This is a genomic window from Ruegeria sp. F5, assembly GCF_056533845.1.
Map to the genome: position 1 here is coordinate 291,028 of NZ_JBQFOU010000001.1, position 17,970 is coordinate 308,997.

A 17,970-nucleotide genomic window follows, 5' to 3' on the forward strand; every position below is an offset into this window, starting at 1 on the left:
ACCCCCTCTGGTCCCGATCAGACTGCTGCCGCGACCGGCCCCAGACTGAGATGCGATTTTGTTAGTGCCAGCCCGACATTTGCGCTGCTGTTGCAGATGTAGCAGACCACATGGTCCGGATACGCCTGCGTTCGCAGGAAAATGTGCAGATGGTCTTTTGAAAACACCGCGATTTCCCCAAATCCCGGATTGTCCACCTCTTCCGTACCGGCCTGACGCAAGAGCGCCTCAAAGGCCCTCACGCCGCGCCCCTGAAACAGATTGGCGGCAGCGATGGCCAATGTATCCAGAACCTCTGCATTTTTGGGATCGGATGCGCTGGTGCCCAGCACCATCCCCGTTTCCATGTCAATATACCCGGCTGCAATGCAGTCGGGTATGGTTTCAATTGCAGAGGTCAATGCGGCCTGTATCGACATTTAAACCTTTGTTTTCCCTTTCAATTGCCCATTGGGTTGATTCGGACACCGCTACAACACATGCCATTCCGCCCCGCTGTTCTCACTTGTTTTGGGCATCGATTGCAATGTCTCTTTTTCCTGGCGTACGCCCTGTTCACTGACGATCTGGTCGAACTCGGCCAGAAAAGCCTGAAACACCGATTTGAGCCCTTCGACATCGTCGGGCAGTTCGTCGTCTTTGACAACTTCCTGCCACATGGCCCACGCGCTGAGCGGAGCGCCCGCAGACCCGTCCGCCAGATCATCAAGACCAACGGCTTCGGGCTGCGAATCCACGCGGATTTCGACAATGCCGCTTGTTTCCGGCTCGGGCTCATATTCTTCGGCATCGCTGTCGGGTTGCTCGGCCATCAGCGCGGTAATCGAAGAAACTGAAACTTCGATGCTGCGGTCCTTTGGCTCTTCGTCCTCTGTGGGCTCATCCTCAGCATCTGGCGTGTCGGCCAGTGCGGAACTCAGAGATGTCAGAACATCGTCGGACGCGTCCGTTTCTTCCGTCTGCGGCGTATCCGGGTCATCGCTTTCGGCGGCAATGCCTTCTTCGATCTCCTCATCCGTTTCGAACTCATCAATCAGTTCGAATTCGTCAAAGTCGGTTGCATCTGCCGCCAGGCTGGTCAGGTCCAGCGGATCGTTGGACGTGTCGCGGAAAAAGGCGCGCAGTTCCTCGTCATCGGTGTCCTGACCGGTTGCGGCAGGGTCCTTTACCGGCACCATTTCCGCCCGCAGCCGCTCGGCCTCTTCCGCGTCGATCCGGGCCCGGTCGGTATCCTCCGACCGCCGCTCTACCCGGGCAGGGCGCACCGGGAAGCTGGTGACGACGGCGCTGTCCTTGCCTTCATCCTCCGGGGCGTCAGCTACCGGGTTAACCAGTTTCAGAGGCTCGGCTTCTTTTGTCCCCTGATCGGTTTCCGAAAATTCAGATTTTCTTTCAGGGCGCAGAGGCTGGATTTTAGGTAAATCCGACAGGCCCTTGTCGATCTGGTATCGGGCCAGCTGGTCGGCCCGGGTGTCCATGATCTGCTCGGTAATCTCAAGAAAACTGTCGATCATCTTGCCGCCACCACTGCGCGCCCACAGATCGGCATCGCCGGTTTTGTCGCGCGCGGTGATTGCGTCACGGGCCGAAAACAGGATCGAACGATTGAACAGATGACCGGCCTCGCGATTGACGCGGCGCAGGACCTTTTGCCGGTCTTTCGCTCCCAGCGCATCGGCGCGGGTGACAAGCAGCAGTGAATTGCTTTGCAAGCGCTCCGGCAGCGCAACCCAGGTCGCACGTTCCGTTTCGCGCCAGGCTTGCGTTGCATGGGTACACCACAGAACGCCATTTGCCTGCCCGACGGCCCGTTGCCAGACATCCGAGGAAATCTTGGGGTCCGAAATACCTGGCGTGTCGATCAGGTCGACGGCCTCGAGAATATCGGCTTCAAGGAATATGCGCACAAACTGCGCATCGTCCACGCCAACCGTCTCAAGCTCATCCAGCGAGATGTTCTGCGTGCTGCCATCATGTCGTTTCACATAGGCGGACTGATTGCCCCAGCTAAACCAGATCGGAGGAAGCTGCGTCGCCGTCACTTGTGTCGGCAGCGCCTTCTTGCGCAGCAGAAAGTTCATCAGCGTGGATTTCCCGGCGCTGAATTCTCCCATAAGCGCGAAGACCGGTTTGCGGCGGGACCAATGCTCGATACGTTCCCATGCCTTGGGTGAAACGAAGCGTGTTTGTGAATCTTTTGCCATTTTTCTACTTATGCCGCTTCGTTGCTTAGGTCTTTCAGGATGTCGCCAAGGATCTCATCCTTCGATTTCTTGGGCTGCAGCCCTGCCATCAGGGCCGGGTTCTGTGCCGCATCCGTCTCGGCCGAGGCCGAGATGCTCAGCAGCGTCTCTTTCTGCTCGCGCATGAAATCCGACAGGATCGCCCGGACGTTTTCCAGCACTGCCGCGACCTGATTTTCCTCGATATCCTTGGTGATCGAGTTCGCTTCAGAGGCGATCAGCCGGGTGTAATCGGCGGCGTAAGCCTCGAACCCCTTGCGCCGTTGCCACCACCGTCGCCACCACGTGCTCTGCAGGTCCAGCGCGATGGTCCGGCCAATGCCCAAGGGCGGCGGAACCCGCGGCACAATGGGCGCTTCGATGCTGAATTCACCCAGATGGTTGCCGAGGATTTTGTGATACAGCGCCTCGACATCCGCCGCGGCGGCAGAATACAGCGTCCCTGCTTCCTTGCGCATCGAACGGGCAAAGCTGAAATATGCGGCCTTTTGCAGGGTGCGCAACCCAGCAGGATCATATTGCCACGTTCCTTGCTCGCCATTCTGTTCCAGATGCGAAATCAACGAATCCGTCGCGCGTTTGACAAAATTGGCCTCAGCCGAATTCAGCCGTTCCAGAACCTTGTCGCGCAGCTTCACGGTCAGGTCTGCCGCCTTCTTTTCATACTCGGCGGTCACGGTGGCAATCGCCTCATCCGGCGAAACCCCGTCCAAATCGCGCATCACGCCATCCCCGTCGGACAGGTTCTTGGCCACGGCTGTGGCGCGGATCTGGCTGGCGATGTTGCGCGCGCGGTGGCGTACACGATCCAACAGCCGCGAACCCGCGCCTTCGGCAATGCGTTCGTTCATCGCAAGCAGCAGGTCCGGCAGGCCGGACAAGGCCCAAATCTTGTCAAGCGAGGGCGCCTGATCACCAAAACCCGCCGCCAGATAGAACGTGTTCAACGCCTGACGCGATTCCTCGGTCAGAATGTCCGGATTGCCGGTCAGCGCGGCCTCGGCCCACTGAGCGCTGCCGAACACAACGCTGGTATTGGCGTCGATATTGTTCTGTTTCAGTGTGTCCTGAATCCGGTCACGAATTTCCGGCACCTGATTGACCGGGTCGGACAATTCATCGATGCGGTTCACGAACAGGATGATCTGCCTGTTTTCAAACTGCGAGATGATCCGCATCAGCGCCATGTCCATGGTGGTCAGCGCCTGGCTTGCGGCCAGTACGACGATACACACCTCGGACCCGCGCAGGCTGCGCAGCGTGATCTGCTCGCGCACCATGAAGGTATCGTTCACGCCGGGCGTATCGCAAAGCTTCAGCGAGATCGGGTATTGCGGAATGTCCATGAACAGTTCCGCCGATTTCGTCACATCGGCAAAACGGCCTGTCTTGGGGTCGATATCCGGATCGTCCTCGTCGCCCAGACAGACATAGCGCTGGATCAGTTCCTCGTCGAAATAGTCATACTGGTGGCTCTGGCCCAGGATCAAGTCGAAATGCTTGCCCAGCCGTTCCTCGGATTTGGCCTTCATTTCATTGATCTGGCGGCGAATATCGTCCATCTCATCATCGGCACCGGCCCGGTTGGCCAGTTCCCCCAGACGGCCGCCGCCCACCATCAGATTGTCCCATTCTTCCTGTTCAAAGAACGTGAACTTGGACTTTGTGTCGCCCGGCGTGCGGGTGTTGATATTCAGCGTCGTGACCACGGATGTCCACGGGTTGACGTCGGACGGCAACAGGGCAGGGCGGCCCGCCAGGATGTTGATGATTGAGGATTTCCCGGCCTTGACCTGACCGACCATCGTGACGCTCGCGGTGAAATTCTCCATCCGCGTTTTCAATGTGGCCAGCCGCGCCGAAGACCGCGCGTCCGCCACCTCTGTCAATTGGTCGATCTGTGCCGTCAGCGAGGACATCGCCGACGTCATCGGGGCCAAAGCCTCGTTGCCTACAGACAAAAGGTGGTCGTTTCGCGCCATAATGGTCAGCCTCCGGTTCCGGTCGCTGCAATCGCGGGCCGGTGCGGGGGCCGCCCGGCGGGACTGCTGGTATGTGTGTCGATGCGCGCAATCAGATCCAGCGCATTCCCAAGAATTTCAGCTTCGGCCCGGGGCGAGATGCTTTCATAGGCCTGGGCATCCGCCAGAACCTCGATCGAGCTAAAGCGGTCGCCATTCTCGAGGCTCGCAACATGGCGGCCCGTGGGAAAGCCCTCGGACTTTACAGCAGGCAGCGGCATACGCGCATTGGCAAGAAGGTAGTGCTGGCCGGAATGGGTACGCAGCGAAATGCCGAACCCGGTATTCGGATAATCCCGGTTCAGGGTTTTGAGTTCACCTAGAAAACTTTCGCGAGCAAAGAAGATAGCATCTTGCTCAGGGGCAGCGGAGTTGTTCAGATCGGTCACGGCAGAAAACCTTGTACTGGAGTTGAGCGAAAAACTCGTACGGGCGCCAAAGTGGCAAAAAAGACTCATTAACTCCTGACGACAAACAAGACCCTTCAAGGCGGTGTTAATTTGACGTGAATAAGATTTTTTGGCGTTTGAAATGTGGCGGGAATGTGGAGGTGTGCTCACAGGAACGCCTCAACCCTTGCGTGTTTGAGGTGTTCTGTTGGCGGGTTGGTATGCAGAGCGGATTGTCCCGTCTGGTCGCGTGTACAGCCATGGAACAGCGGCTATAGCCGCTTTGTTTGAAGGGATAACTCTCGTGCCGAGCTGGCAAAAGTCCGAGGCGCGTTTCCCGATTGAAGAACCCATTGGTCTGAACAACCCGATGTGCCTGGTCGGCTGACCAGCTTCTTTCGACGCCGGATCACAAACTTGGCCGTTGGCCGATTTTCCCTCTCGCACTCAGGATCAAGCTTTGTTATCAGCTCGTCATTCCGGCACTTTGGTGCCCGGTTGCGGGTGTGGCGAAATTGGTAGACGCACCAGATTTAGGTTCTGGCGCCGCAAGGCGTGGGGGTTCAAGTCCCTCCACCCGCACCAATTATCTATTGATTTCATTAAACAAATTTTGTTTCAGGCAGTTTTGACCCCACTTTGGCCCCTACCTTATCAAGCGCTTGAGGGCTTAAATAGAGCGTCGATTTCGGCCACGGAATACACCGTCGCGCACCTTCATAGGCGAAATGGGGCTTGATGAGATTCGCTTTCACCATCCCGTAGAACTTGTTCCGACCGAAGGGCTAGCGGGCAGGTTTTATCGCCTGGGTGCCGGTCACGAACTTGACCTCGTCCGTGATGATTTGTGTCCGCGGCTTGGTCATCCGGTTCCCTCCAACAGAGCAGCCTCGCTACGGACTTTCAGCCGCGCCGTGGAAGAACTGGCGAACGTTTGTCTGTTTCATACAAAGGATAGTGAACGCGATTACGGTATGCCAAGGAAATACACCCCACGGTTTTCAACATAATCAGTATTATGCGACGCATCGCTCACAGATGGTGCCGCTACTTCCAAGTGCGACTCCTATTAGAAACCAATGGGTTATCTAATGAGGAGATCATGTCATGGGGACAGTGTATTCGCAACTCAGCATCGAAGAGCGCCGTAGAATTGAGCGCTGGAGGCACGCGAAGGTTCCGGTTCGGGAGATGGCACGTGTGTTGAAGCGCTCGAAAGCCACCATCCATCGAGAGATCAAGCGGAACTTCTTCTCGGATCCTTGTCTGCCGAAATGTGATGGCTACTACGGCGCGTCTGCGCATCGGAAAGCTGCGGATCGGCGCGCCCGGCAACGTAAACTGATCCGCCATCCCGAGTTGCGCAAGCGTGTCGTCGAGCGGCTAAAGAATGGCTGGACGCCTGAGCAGATCGGCAACCGAATGATCTATGAAGGCGCAAAGCTGCGCGTCTGTCAGGAAACGATCTACCGCTACATCTATTCCAGAGAAGGCATGGCCGACGAGCTCTGGTGGTATCTGCCCGAGCATCGAATGTATCGTCGGCCACGCCGCGCCAGAAAGCGTCTTCCGTCTAAATTTGATCGGGACGTTAGCATTCTGTTTCGCCCGGATGACGTGGCGCATCGACGTCAGTTTGGTCACTGGGAGGGAGATTTGATGCTGTTCAAACAGGCTCTTGGCCAGTCAAATGTCACGTCATTGGTCGAACGCGTCAGCCGGTTTACGGTGCTGCTGAAGAACCCGAACAAGCGCACCAAGCCCGTGATGGGCAAGATCATGAAGGCGGTGCGCGATTTGCCCCATCTGGCACGGAAATCCATCACCTTCGACCGCGGCACCGAGTTTGTCTCGTGGCCCCATTTGCAGGCCGAGATCGGAACGCAAACGTGGTTCTGCGACCCATCTTCTCCATGGCAAAAAGGAACTGTCGAAAACACCAATCGCAGGGTCAGGCGCTGGCTTCCCCGTAAGCGCGACATCACGGCGGTCTCAGATCATGACTTGAAAATGATCTGTGACCGCCTCAACGCGACACCCAGAAAATGCCTGGGATGGAAGACACCCGCCGAGGTGTTCCGGGAAAAGATGCTGGAAGAAATGGGCCGAGCCCCCTACCCTCAAAGGCAATAGGAGTCGCAGTTCAGGTATCGCTCACAATCTTCTCCCACACATCGCGGATGACATCGGCTGCCATCAGCACATCATCGCGGGTGGTATCGAACTGCCCGACCTGAAACCGGATAATCTTGCGCCCGTCGAACATGCCTTGGGTCAGATAGATCCGGCCGTCTTCGTTCAGCGTATCCACCAAGTGTTGCTGCTTCGCATCGTCGCCGGGGCAGCGGAATGCAAACAGGCTGAGGATCGGGCCGGTGATGATTTCGAACCCCTCCATCTTCCCGATCTCCTGTGCAAGTTCCTGCGCCCAGGCCACGTGGTTTCGGATGCGTGCGCGCAGCCCGTCCACCCCGTAAGAGCGCAGAAGGAACCAGATTTTCAGGGCCCGGAAGCGGCGACCCAAGGGGATGGTCCATTCCGAGTAATTCGTCACTTCGGCACCGGTTGTCTTCAGGTATTCCGGTTCGATCTTCAGTGTATTCAGTTGAGGCGCCGCGTCCCGCAGGAACTGAATGGCGCAATCGAACTGAGCGCCCAGCCATTTATGCGGGTTGAAGACAATGCTGTCATAGCGGTCTGCGCCCGACCAAAGAGCCTCGCGAAATTCGGGGCAGATCATGGCGGAACCGGCCCATGCGGCATCCAGATGCGTATAGAGGTCGTGTTTCGCCGCGATATCCGCGACGGCGTTCAGATCATCGCAGGCCCCTACCCCCGTACCACCCGTGATCGCAATGATACCTGCCGGGATATGACCGCCGGTCAGGTCTGCCTGAATGGCAGCCTCCAGCGCGGTGGGGTCGATTGCGAAAGTCGCGCCATGGGTGGGCAATTTGACCAGATTGTTCTGGCCGATCCCGGCAACCCAGCAAGCGCGGTCGATCGACGAATGCACTTGATCCGAGCAATAGATACGCAGCGCGCCTTTGGTATTCAGGCCATCGCGGTTTCCGGTAAAGCCGGTGGCGCGTTCGCGCATTGTCAGTACGGCCGACAAAGTGGCCGAGGACGCGCTGTCCTGTATGACCCCGGTCATGCCATCCGGCAGGCCAAGCGCCTGACGCAGCCAGTCAACCATGACACCCTCGACCTCGGTCGCTGCGGGTGAGGTCTGCCACAACATGCATTGCGCCGCGATGGTGGTCACCAGCATCTCGGCCAGCATGGAGGGCGGCGCGGCGTTGGCCGGGAAATAGGCGAAGAACCTGGGATGCTGCCAATGGGTCATACCCGGCATCACGATCCGTTCGAAATCGGCCAGAATTGCATCCATCGGCTGGCCGGTCTCCGGGGGCGCGCTGTCGAGTTGCGGTCCGATCTGACCCGGTGCGGTTTGCGCCCGAACGGGCCGGTCTGCCAGTGACTTATGATAATCCGCAGCCCATTTCGAGATGTGCTGGCCCCAATGTGAAAACTCGTCCCAATCCATCAGTCACCTTCTTTCTGCGGCAGGCATTCCAGATGTCCGGAAATACTCCAGCCCGGCGGAATCACCCGGCCCACCGCAACATGGCGCAGATTCCGGGGGAGGATCAATCAACTCTGTCCCTACGGCGCAATATCGGGCGAAGCTGCCGGTGACATGTCGTTCTGCGCGGTGCTGGTGCGCCCCTCAGCGATTACCGCTGACGGTCCCTGATCGGGGTCGACTGTTTGGCAATCCGAGCGAGCGAGACTCGACGTTCGGTCAGCGACAGACAGACCCGCTGCTGCGTCGTGCCGTGTCGAAGTGAAAATGGCCTTTGTGAAACTGGTCCGCCTCGGGGCCGAGCACGGTTCCAAACAGTTCGCAGGCACCACTGTGAAGGTCACGCAGCACATTGGCAGTGCTTTCGGCATCCCAGCCGTCGCGGACCGTAATCAGCGTGCCGTCCTGCAGGACAAAGGCAGAAATATCGATCGCCCGCCCCCGTGCGTGTTCAGACAGGCGCGCCCGGGGCTGGTTGTTCTGCGTCTTGCACGAGTAGTGCCCGGCCAGGCGCATCCCCTTCAATCCACCCCCCTGCCCGGCAAAGGCCGGTTTGGCCGTATTTTCGATCCACGTCTTGAAGGTTACTGCCGTTTCGCAATCCATCAGCGCAAGCTGACTGAGAAAGATGTCCGAGATCACACGGACCTGAACCGGGTCGGCTATGCCGCAGCCCGGGTGTTTTCCGGAAATCGGCTTGCGTGTTTCGCCCAGAATCGTCCAGTCCCCGCACAAAGCGCCGCGATCCCGCATTCTTTCGCGCCCAAGTTCAAAATTGCGAAATTTGCAGGGCCTTACCTGCGGCCTTGGTGAGGTCAAAACCTCAGGCCCGCGTGTGACCCCTGTTTTTACGATGATCTCGTCGGAGGCCGCCCCGAGAACGGGCGCAGTTGCCACAAGGTTCGAAGACGGTGCCTCAGCACAATCCGGCGTGGCGACGACCGGAGACGCGCTAAGCAGGAACATCGCAACCAGTATCCGCATCAGATCACCGCGTTTTTGGCCAATCCCTCACGGGCGGCAAAACGGCACGTTGCAGGTCAGGTCACGCGCAAAGCGTACGGATTTGCCGTTGATTTCGATGATAAATGCCGATGCGGCGAACCACCATCTGCCCTCCCCCACGCCCGGCTGCGAGGCGTCGCAGCTGTTGCCAAGGTAGTAGGTCGCACCGTTGGCCGTTTTCACGACCGCCCCGTGCTGATTGCAGGAGATGGTGACGTCCGAGGAACTGTTGTTCTCGGTCGCGCTGGCGGAGGCTGCAAACATTGAAATCGCGCAGACCGCCCCGAGGTATTTTCTGATCATCAAATCGTACTCCTTTACACCAAAACCTTCAAAAAAAGCTGCAAACAGAACGTTTGGATTGATGGAAGCACTCTCGGCTCGACCTTTCAACCGTTTATCGCGCCTTAAGGGCATGGCGTCCGGCAGATGTTGGTCCCGGAAGGGCGCGAAAGAGTATTTTCACCAATGAACCACGACTTGCTCGTTCAAAATACTCAAACAGAGTGACAATAGCGCAAAGATTGGGTCACTTTTCTGCCGGACTGTACCTAGATTCTCTTTCAAAGGAGAATCCCAATGTCGTTGTCTGATTTCCGCCAATCCCTGCAATCCTGTGATCTGGTACGCGATCTGCGTGACGGCGTGATCGGCGACGGGGTTTCGATTCCGGGTCTGTTTGGGGACGTTTCGCTTGTCTATGCTGACTACGTGGCTTCCGGTCGCGCACTGGCTCAGGTCGAGGATTACATCCGGGACAAGGTGCTGCCCTTCTATGCCAACAGCCATACCGAGGCGTCTTATTGCGGCGCCTACATGACACGGCTGCGCGCAGAGGCTCGTGCAGAAATCGCGCGGCTCACCAATGCCGAAGGCTGCAGCGTGATCTTCGCAGGTTCGGGCGCGACCGCTGGTCTGAACCGTCTGGTTCCCTTGTTTGGCGTCAATGAAGCCCAGAAGGCTGTGGTTTTTGTCGGCCCCTATGAGCACCATTCAAACCTGTTGCCATGGCGCGAATCCAACGCCGAGGTGGTCGAGATTCCCGAGGCCGCAACCGGCGGCCCGGATATGGACGTGCTTGAGGCTGCTTTGAAAGACCATGCAGATGCGGTTGTGAAGATCGGCAGTTTCTCCGCCGCCTCCAACGTGACCGGCATTGTCACGCAGCCCGATGAGGTGACCCGGCTGCTCAAATCGTACGGCGCGCTGGCGGTCTGGGATTACGCCGGCGGCGGGCCCTACCTGCCAGTCGATATGAACCCGGCCCCCGACGCGCAAATGGATGCAGTAGTCGTCTCGCCACACAAGTTTCCCGGCGGGCCGGGCGGCAGCGGAGTGCTGATCGTGCGCGACGCGGCGGTGTGCCGGGAAACCCCATCCTGGCCCGGCGGCGGCACCGTTACGTTCGTTTCGCCCTGGAGCCATTGCTACACCTCGAACATCGCCGCCCGGGAAGAGGCAGGTACGCCCAACGTTGTCGGCGACATCCGCGCCGCGCTCGCCTTTATCGTCAAGGACGAGATCGGGCAGGCCTTCATTTCGGCGCGCGAGGCCGAGATGAACAAGATGGCCATTCAGGCATGGTCGCAGAACCCGCAGCTGACGCTGCTGGGAACAGAGCATCCAGACCGGCTTCCCATTTTCTCATTCCGGGTCACCCGCGCCTACGGGTCTCCGTTCCATCACCAGCTGTTCACCCGGATGCTCAGCGATGTATACGGCATCCAGACCCGGGGCGGCTGCGCCTGCGCCGGTCCCTATGCGCACCGGCTGCTGGGCATCGACCGTCCACATTCCGATGCGCTGTTCAACGACCTGAATGCGGGCAAGGAGTTGCTGAAACCCGGCTGGGTCCGCCTGAATTTCAGCTATTTGATGGATGACAGCAAAGCGCGCTACATCATCAACAGCGTGAATGACCTGACAACGCGTTTGGAGGAGTTGGAACCGCACTACACAGCCGACCCGGCCACCGCGCGGTTCACCATCGCCTCGGACGCATTGGAGGTCGCCTGAGTGCGCATAACCGACCGTGCCTGTTCTTCCCATACATGCGAAAACCCTCTAAGTTTTTCAAAATGATGGGTCAATTGAACGGGTAACTCGCGAAAATGGATAGAAAAGACTTAAGGATTATCGAGGAACTGCAAAAAGACAGCTCCTTGTCGCAGCGTGAGTTGGCCGAACGGGTCAACCTGTCGCAGAACGCGTGCTGGCGGCGTTTGCAGAAGCTGAATGAGAGCGGCATCATTGTCGGCTCTACCGTAGTTCTGAACCGCGAAAAGCTGGGGCTGGGGCTGGTCGTTTTCATGATGGTCAAAACCCGACATCATTCCGCCGATTGGCTGGATGAATTCCGCCGGGCGGTTCTGCTCATCCCGGACGTTATCGACTTTTTTCGGATCGGAGGGGATTACGATTACATGATCAAGGTCATTACCGAGGATATGAACACATACGATCAGGTCTATCAGCGCCTGATTTCGACGGTCGAGCTGGATGCTGTAACCTCTTATTTCTCGATGGAAGCGATTGCCGAGCAGAGGCCTTTGAAAATTTCGTGACGGTTGGGTCCGTCTGGACTTTATGCACGGTTCAGACGGCCTCGAGATTGCCCAAGAGGATCGACGTCATATCCGCGGAAATCACGCCGTCCACAGCCACAACATCCATACCCGTTTCGTAAACCACATTGTTGCTCGTGATCCCGGACAGATCAGCGTTGGCGTCCAGAAACACCCATTCCGCCTCGTTCGGCGTGGGCTGGCCGACCGCCACCTGCAGGATCGCCAAAGCGTCCAGCGCATTAATTGTCCCGTCTTGATTGATATCGGCAGCAATCAGATTCTCGGGCTCTGCACTGCCCCAGGTCGGATCAAGCCCGACCGCAAGGCGCAGAACCTGCAGCGCATCAAGGGCGGTGATTTCGCCGCTGGCGGTGGAGTAGGTTTTGACGATCTCCAACTCTCCGGGGAATGTTCCGTCCGGCAGGTCCAGATCGAACTGACCGGTGCTGTCCGCCGTCGCCACCACAGTCCCACCGCCGTCCGGGGTAAAGCGAATCTCGGCATCCGAAAACCCCGGATTGGCGGTTTCCGAATTGACGGTAACATCGCCCTGTATGCCGCCGGAACTGTCCGGGTCCAGCCCGCCGAAATCTCCGAAATCCACCGGAATGTGATCGGGGCCACCAAAGCCGGGTCCGAATATTTCGGCGCTGGTCAGCCCGCCTCCGGCTGCCGAGTGGACCTGAACGGTCTGGCCGCGATATTCGATATCGGCCCCCTGCGCGGTCGTCGTAAAGGTCAGTTGGGACGGCGTCCGCAACAGCATGAAGTCGAACATATCCAGCCGGTCGACTCCGACCTCGAAATCGGAAATCGTTGTGGGGTCGCTTCCCCATTGCATGACAAAGATATCGGCCCCTGCCCCGCCGGTCATGGTGGTTGCCCCGGTGCCTGCGATCAGAATATCGTCACCGGCCCCGCCCAACAGAGTGGAACTCAGCACGCCACCCGTCAGCATATCATCAAGGGCCGTGCCATTGACGGTGCCAAACCCTTCGCGCACCACGCCCAGATCCGCGACCGAGGTGGTGAGTTGCGTCAGCCCTGCGTCCTGTTGTGACGCGGCAAAGATCTGCAACTCATCGCCAACATGGGCGACGCTCAGCGACTGGATGTTTTGCAGGCCGGTCGCCAGCGTATCCTCAAAACTGTCCAGGTGGATCAACTGGCCATCGGGCGTCAGGGTGAACAGGGTTACGCCCCCGTCCGCTCCACCGGCGACGACAAAGGCGCGTCCATCCACTTCGACGACCGCCATGTCCTGCACCGATTCGAACCGGGTAAAACGGGTATCCAGAACGTGGTCGGTGGGGCTGAGGCTGCCGTTGCTGCCCAGCTTCATGACGCTGATCGAATGAGAATCCGACCCTGCCACGATCACCCAGGACTGGCCGTACACTTCGACCACCTCCAACGCGGTGGGCGTGGCAATGCCCAATGTAGACGTGGCCGCGCTGTTGTCGATTGCGCTGAGCGTGCCCGTTCCCTGATCCAAATGATAGGTCGAAATCGCGTTGCCAGCGGCATCTGACGCGATCACGAAGTGCCCAGACCCGGCCTGCACCGTCTGGATGGAATTAGCCTGCCCCGCCACCAGCTCTGCCAGGCTGAGCGTCCCGTCACTGTTGACAAAATAGGTCCCGATCTGGCCGGTATCCTCATGCGCAACGGCCAGAATATTTGTGGTATCCAGTGAAATCTGGACAAGGGCCGGGATATCTCCGCCCCCTGTCAGGGTTCCGGTTTCCCGCAGGCTGCCGACCGAGCCGTCAGCGTTCAGCCCATAACTGACCAACCCCGTCGCCGTGTCCACATCCAGCACAAGATGTTCGGTTCCCGCCAGCGTGACCGGCGTTGCAGTTCGGCCCACCTGAAGGGTGATCGTCCCCCCGTAATATTCGGTATCCACAAGCTGCGGCAGGTTGCCCTCGACCAGTCGCCAGACGGCGACGCCACCGAGCGGGCCCGAGACTGAATACAGATACGTGTCCCCGTTAAGCGTTTTTAAAGCCGTATCGCCGATACCTGAATCGAACGCCGCGCTCGCCGTTGCAGCCACACTTTCGAACCGAAGCCTCATACCCGTCACCCCCTATGCCTCCCCTGGCACTAAAAACAGGATGATCCGATGCCAAGGCCAAAACCAAAACGGAAATGTGGTGAAAAAAAGGAGTTCGGTTTCGGTTTAACTCAAATTTTTTCTGGTCCGATCGCAGCAATCGTCAGACGGCAAGACAGATGAACAGAACCTTGACCGGGCAGCCCGCCCCCACCGGCAGATTGCAACAACCAAATGTGAGGGAAAGATGACTAAAGCACCCGATTCCAACACCCGTCCGGCCGCAGATCATCCGGATACGGAACACAAGCACAACGTCCGCAAGTGGATTGACGGCAAACTGCGCCGCTGGTCCGGACGCGGGATTGCCGGCGGGCTCGGGTCCATGCTGACCGCTTTGCCCGCGCTGTCTCAGGCCACGATTGAAGAGCTTTATGCCTTTCAGTTCGCCGAAGCCATTCCGGGGGTGCGGTCCGTCAAGATGCTCAAGAACGGCGACGTGCTTCTGAAAATGGCGGACGGCCGCACGATGATCGTGGCAGCCGAGAATGTGCAGGTCCTCGAGGGCGGCGCAATCATGATTGCCGAGGAAGTGGTCGGTGAAATTGCACAGCTCAGCGTCGCCGAAGCCGGCGGTGCCGCAGCTGCGACCAGCGGCATCAGCAGTGTTGGCGCGGCCTTGGGTGGTGTCGGACTGGCCGGGGCGGCAGCCGCTGGCGCAGGTGGCGGCGGCGGTGGCGGGTCCGACGACCCCGAGCCCGCGCCCACCTTCCCCGGTCTTAACCTTGCGCAGGTGCAGTCTGCCGCTTTGAACAGCAGCAGCACAAACTCGACCGCGCCCGAAGGCACTTCGACCGTCGAAGTGAAAATCGGATCGCTGGTCAAAACGGTGGAGCCCAATGAAGACGGAACGTGGAGCCTGTCTCTGACAGCGGCTGAGGCCGGTAGTCTGCCGCAGGGTGTAACCACTGTGACGATCCGAAACCTGGACGAGTCGGGTCAGGAGATTTCGGTTGAGACTGTTGAATTCGACATCGACACGGTGCCTCCCACCCTGTCGATCACCGGATTTTCGGATGGGGTCGTCTTGAACTCTGCCGAACAGACCACCGATCTGACCGTCTCGGGCACCACAAATGCCGAGGACGGACAAAACGTTACGGTAACGGTCAATGGCCAAACCTATTCCGGTACCGTCGCGGGCGGACAGTGGAGCGTGACCGTCCCTGCCGCCGATCTGTCCTCTCTGACGGATGGCTCCACTGTCTCTGTCACCGCAGATGTGTCCGACAGCGCGGGCAATCCGGCCGCACAGGCCACCAGCAGCTTCGACACCGATTTCACCGCCCCCACTGTGACACTCGACCCGGTCGCAGGTGGTTCGATCGATCTTTTGGATGTGGGCAGCGATCTGAGCCTGTCCGGGACCACAACAGCCGAGGACGGGCAGATGGTGACCGTCGTGTTCAACGGCCAGACCTATACCGCCGCCGCCAGCGGCGGTAGTTGGAGCGTCACGGTTCCCAGCGCCGATCTGGCCAGCCTGACAAACGGATCGCCCGTCGCCATAGGCGTGAGCGTCACCGACCCGGCAGGCAACCCGGCGCTTCCGGTTTCGGTTGCGGTGCCTGTCGACCTGACCGGCCCATCGATCACGATCGCACCTCTGTCCGTCGGCGCCGTGATCAACGCGGCCGAGGTCGGGTCGGACCTGTCAATCACCGGATCAACTGCCAATGTTGGCGATGGCCAGCAAGTCACCGTCACATTGGATGGCCAGACTTACACCAGCACCGTTTCCGGAGGCAGTTGGAGCGTTACCGTCCCCGCTCTGGACCTCGGCGCGCTGGCCGATGGTGGCACCTTCACCGTCACCGCCGATGTGTCGGACAGCGACGGGCTTGCCGCGCCCCAGGCCAGTGTTCCGGTGGCAAAAGACATCAGCGCGCCAAGCTTGAGCATCGACAGTTTCTCGAACGGCTCTGTGCTGAACGCGGCCGAGCAAGGAACCGATCTGGTCATTTCCGGTTCAACCACTGCCGAAGATGGGCAGATCGTGACTGTTTCCATGAACGGCCAGACTTACACGGGCACCGCCACAGGCGGAGCCTGGAGTACCACCGTCCCTGCCGCAGACCTCGCGGCCTTGTCGGACGGAGCGACCATTGCCGTCACCGCAGACGTCTCTGACGCGGCGGGCAACGCGGCCCCTCAGGCCAACGGCAGTTTTGACACTGACTTTACCCCTCCGACCGTCGCAATCACGAGCCTGTCCGACGGGGCGGTCATGAATGCAGCCGAACAGGGCACAGACCTGACCGTTTCCGGAACAACCGACGCAGCTGACGGCACTCTGATCGCGGTTCAAATCGAAAGGTCGGACGGAACCGTCGATGTCAGCGGGACGGCGACCGTTTCCGGCGGAGCCTGGACCTTTACCGCAACCGCCTCGGACCTGAGCGGACTGGCTAACGCCGAAACCTACCGCGTTGCCGCCTCGGTCTCGGATGCGGCTGGCAACAGCAATCAGGATACCGCTGCCTTCGCGACCGATTTCGCGGCGCCAGTTGTCACCGTGAACCCGCTTTCGGTCGGGGCTGTGCTGGACGTGGCTGAAAAAGATGTCGATCTCGACATCTCGGGAACCACCACAGCAGAAGATGGGCAGACCGTTTCGGTCAAGCTTGGCGGCCAGACCTACACAGCAGCTGTGTCGGGCGGCGTGTGGACTACTACGGTGCCGGCGGCAGATTTGGGAGCTCTGGCAGACGCGACGACCTTCAACCTTACCGCCACGGTGAGCGACGCGGCGGGGAATACAACCAGTGCGACTCCAACATCCATCACGACCGATTTCCGCCCTGTTCTCAGCCTGGATTCTATCGGCTCGAATGGCGCGGTGTCATTGGCGGATGCGCAGGGTACCGGCGTCGTGGTCAGCGGTTCCTCCGCCGGGCTGGTTGCGGGACAGGCCGTCGACGTGCTGCTGAACGGGTCTTCTGCAGGCACCGCGACAGTGGCAGCGGACGGCTCTTGGTCAGTGACTGTTCCAGCATCGGAGTTTTCCGGGACTCAGGCGGGCGACGACCTGAATTTCACCGCTCAGGCAACCGTGTCCGGCGGGGCCGATCCCGCTCCGGTGTCCGGTGACGTCACGGCTCATGTCCCCGCTGCCTATGTGCTGACCGAAGTCGGGCGCAGTGGATCGACGGTCACATTCGCCATCCACGCGGACGAGGACCGTGACATCTCGAGCGGTCTGGCCATGACTGCGGAACTGCAGTTCGACTCTGCGGTTGCCACGTTCGACATAGGATCAGACGCGGAAAACGGCGAATTTGATCTGTTCCTGGCGAACCCGGGCGTCGGTGATACCATCAACTTCGCCGGGGCTGCGACCACGTTCACTGATCTGTCTCAACCCTTGGTCACCTTCACCATGACGGTTCAGGACCCCAACCAGCCAATCGAGTTGACACTCACAACGCCCGACGGTGGCCCAACCGTTTTTGTCCTGGGAACGGACGGCGAAGACACGCTGTCTGCTGTGGATACAGACACATTTATCCGCGGTGGCGATGGTGACGATACCATTGATGTTACCGAAGCGGGCCGGGACGTCGTCGTGTTCGAAGCGAGCCCGACAGATAATGGCGTTGATACCATCACCGGCTTCACCCTCGGCACTGCGACAGAGGTCTCGGACGCCTTGCTGTTCAGCGGGCTGAATGTCTCAACCCTGCGCGGGAACGGCACGGATATGGAACTTATGACGGTCGGCGCCGCGCTTGGAATGGACACCGGATTTGTTGGTCTGACCACGGTTCTGTCAGACCTCAACCAGGGCACACTTGAAACCGCGGTTGAAAGCTTCGCCGGCGCGCAGTCCGGAGATGAACTCTATCTGCTTGCAACGGATGGAACGGACAGTGTGCTGGTCAAGGTCGACTACTCCGCGTCGGATACGGCTTTGGTTGAAACAGTCGCGGTGTTTGATGGCCTCGCTGATCTGAGCGGTTTGACCGCGGACAACATCCTTCACACCGACCCAACAGGGGCCTCGGCCTGAGCCGACAAACCTACTGTTGCTAGATTCA

The 17,970-nt window shown here is 59.2% G+C and carries 12 protein-coding genes and 1 tRNA gene; 5 read left to right on the forward strand and 8 right to left on the reverse strand.

Annotated features, from left to right (window positions below; genetic code table 11):
* Nucleotides 1–17: 17 nt before the first annotated feature.
* Genes ACR0K1_RS01240 through ACR0K1_RS01255 form a run of 4 tightly spaced genes read right to left on the reverse strand, consistent with a single transcriptional unit; the run spans nucleotide 18 to nucleotide 4,824 of the window.
* Nucleotides 18–419, reverse strand: a complete 402-nt coding sequence (locus ACR0K1_RS01240; protein ID WP_480848279.1) for a hypothetical protein — start codon at nucleotides 417–419, stop codon at nucleotides 18–20.
* A gap of 51 nt (nucleotides 420–470) precedes the next feature.
* Nucleotides 471–2,204: a dynamin family protein gene (locus tag ACR0K1_RS01245; RefSeq protein WP_480848281.1), complete on the reverse strand. Its 1,734-nt coding sequence runs from the start codon at nucleotides 2,202–2,204 to the stop codon at nucleotides 471–473.
* Between the two features lie 8 nt (nucleotides 2,205–2,212).
* Nucleotides 2,213–4,225 (reverse strand): dynamin family protein, encoded by a 2,013-nt coding sequence (locus tag ACR0K1_RS01250; protein WP_480611548.1) that lies wholly within the window; start codon nucleotides 4,223–4,225, stop codon nucleotides 2,213–2,215.
* 5 nt (nucleotides 4,226–4,230) lie between these two features.
* On the reverse strand, nucleotides 4,231–4,824 hold the full coding sequence (locus tag ACR0K1_RS01255; RefSeq protein ID WP_480611547.1) for a hypothetical protein: 594 nt from the start codon (nucleotides 4,822–4,824) through the stop codon (nucleotides 4,231–4,233).
* A 329-nt stretch (nucleotides 4,825–5,153) separates the two neighbouring features.
* On the opposite strand from ACR0K1_RS01255, the gene ACR0K1_RS01260 reads away from it, so the two are divergent.
* A tRNA-Leu gene (locus ACR0K1_RS01260) sits at nucleotides 5,154–5,238 on the forward strand.
* 522 nt (nucleotides 5,239–5,760) lie between these two features.
* The gene (locus tag ACR0K1_RS01265; protein ID WP_480848284.1) at nucleotides 5,761–6,786 is read left to right on the forward strand and encodes an IS30 family transposase; all 1,026 of its coding nucleotides are present in this window, start codon (nucleotides 5,761–5,763) and stop codon (nucleotides 6,784–6,786) included.
* Between the two features lie 10 nt (nucleotides 6,787–6,796).
* Here ACR0K1_RS01265 and ACR0K1_RS01270 read toward each other — a convergent pair whose 3' ends face one another.
* The 3 genes from ACR0K1_RS01270 to ACR0K1_RS01280 all read right to left on the reverse strand — a co-directional run bounded on the left by ACR0K1_RS01270 (nucleotide 6,797) and on the right by ACR0K1_RS01280 (nucleotide 9,640).
* Nucleotides 6,797–8,203: a pyridoxal phosphate-dependent decarboxylase family protein gene (locus tag ACR0K1_RS01270; RefSeq protein WP_480611545.1), complete on the reverse strand. Its 1,407-nt coding sequence runs from the start codon at nucleotides 8,201–8,203 to the stop codon at nucleotides 6,797–6,799.
* Nucleotides 8,204–8,461: 258 nt separating this feature from the next.
* Nucleotides 8,462–9,226, reverse strand: coding sequence for an extensin-like domain-containing protein (locus tag ACR0K1_RS01275; RefSeq protein WP_480848286.1), 765 nt, complete (start codon nucleotides 9,224–9,226; stop codon nucleotides 8,462–8,464).
* 27 nt (nucleotides 9,227–9,253) lie between these two features.
* On the reverse strand, nucleotides 9,254–9,640 hold the full coding sequence (locus ACR0K1_RS01280) for a hypothetical protein (RefSeq protein WP_480848288.1): 387 nt from the start codon (nucleotides 9,638–9,640) through the stop codon (nucleotides 9,254–9,256).
* 186 nt (nucleotides 9,641–9,826) lie between these two features.
* Here ACR0K1_RS01280 and ACR0K1_RS01285 point away from each other — a divergent pair, with 186 nt between their 5' ends.
* Together ACR0K1_RS01285 and ACR0K1_RS01290 are read left to right on the forward strand one after the other, a co-directional pair.
* The gene (locus ACR0K1_RS01285) at nucleotides 9,827–11,263 is read left to right on the forward strand and encodes an aminotransferase class V-fold PLP-dependent enzyme (RefSeq protein WP_480611542.1); all 1,437 of its coding nucleotides are present in this window, start codon (nucleotides 9,827–9,829) and stop codon (nucleotides 11,261–11,263) included.
* Between the two features lie 95 nt (nucleotides 11,264–11,358).
* Entirely contained in the window at nucleotides 11,359–11,811 is a 453-nt protein-coding gene (locus ACR0K1_RS01290; RefSeq protein ID WP_480611541.1) for an Lrp/AsnC family transcriptional regulator, read from the forward strand.
* Between the two features lie 31 nt (nucleotides 11,812–11,842).
* On the opposite strand, the gene ACR0K1_RS01295 is transcribed toward ACR0K1_RS01290, so the two are convergent.
* Nucleotides 11,843–13,894, reverse strand: coding sequence for a dockerin type I domain-containing protein (locus ACR0K1_RS01295; protein WP_480848291.1), 2,052 nt, complete (start codon nucleotides 13,892–13,894; stop codon nucleotides 11,843–11,845).
* Between the two features lie 226 nt (nucleotides 13,895–14,120).
* On the opposite strand from ACR0K1_RS01295, the gene ACR0K1_RS01300 reads away from it, so the two are divergent.
* Nucleotides 14,121–17,942, forward strand: coding sequence for a beta strand repeat-containing protein (locus ACR0K1_RS01300; protein WP_480848293.1), 3,822 nt, complete (start codon nucleotides 14,121–14,123; stop codon nucleotides 17,940–17,942).
* Nucleotides 17,943–17,970 lie beyond the last annotated feature (28 nt).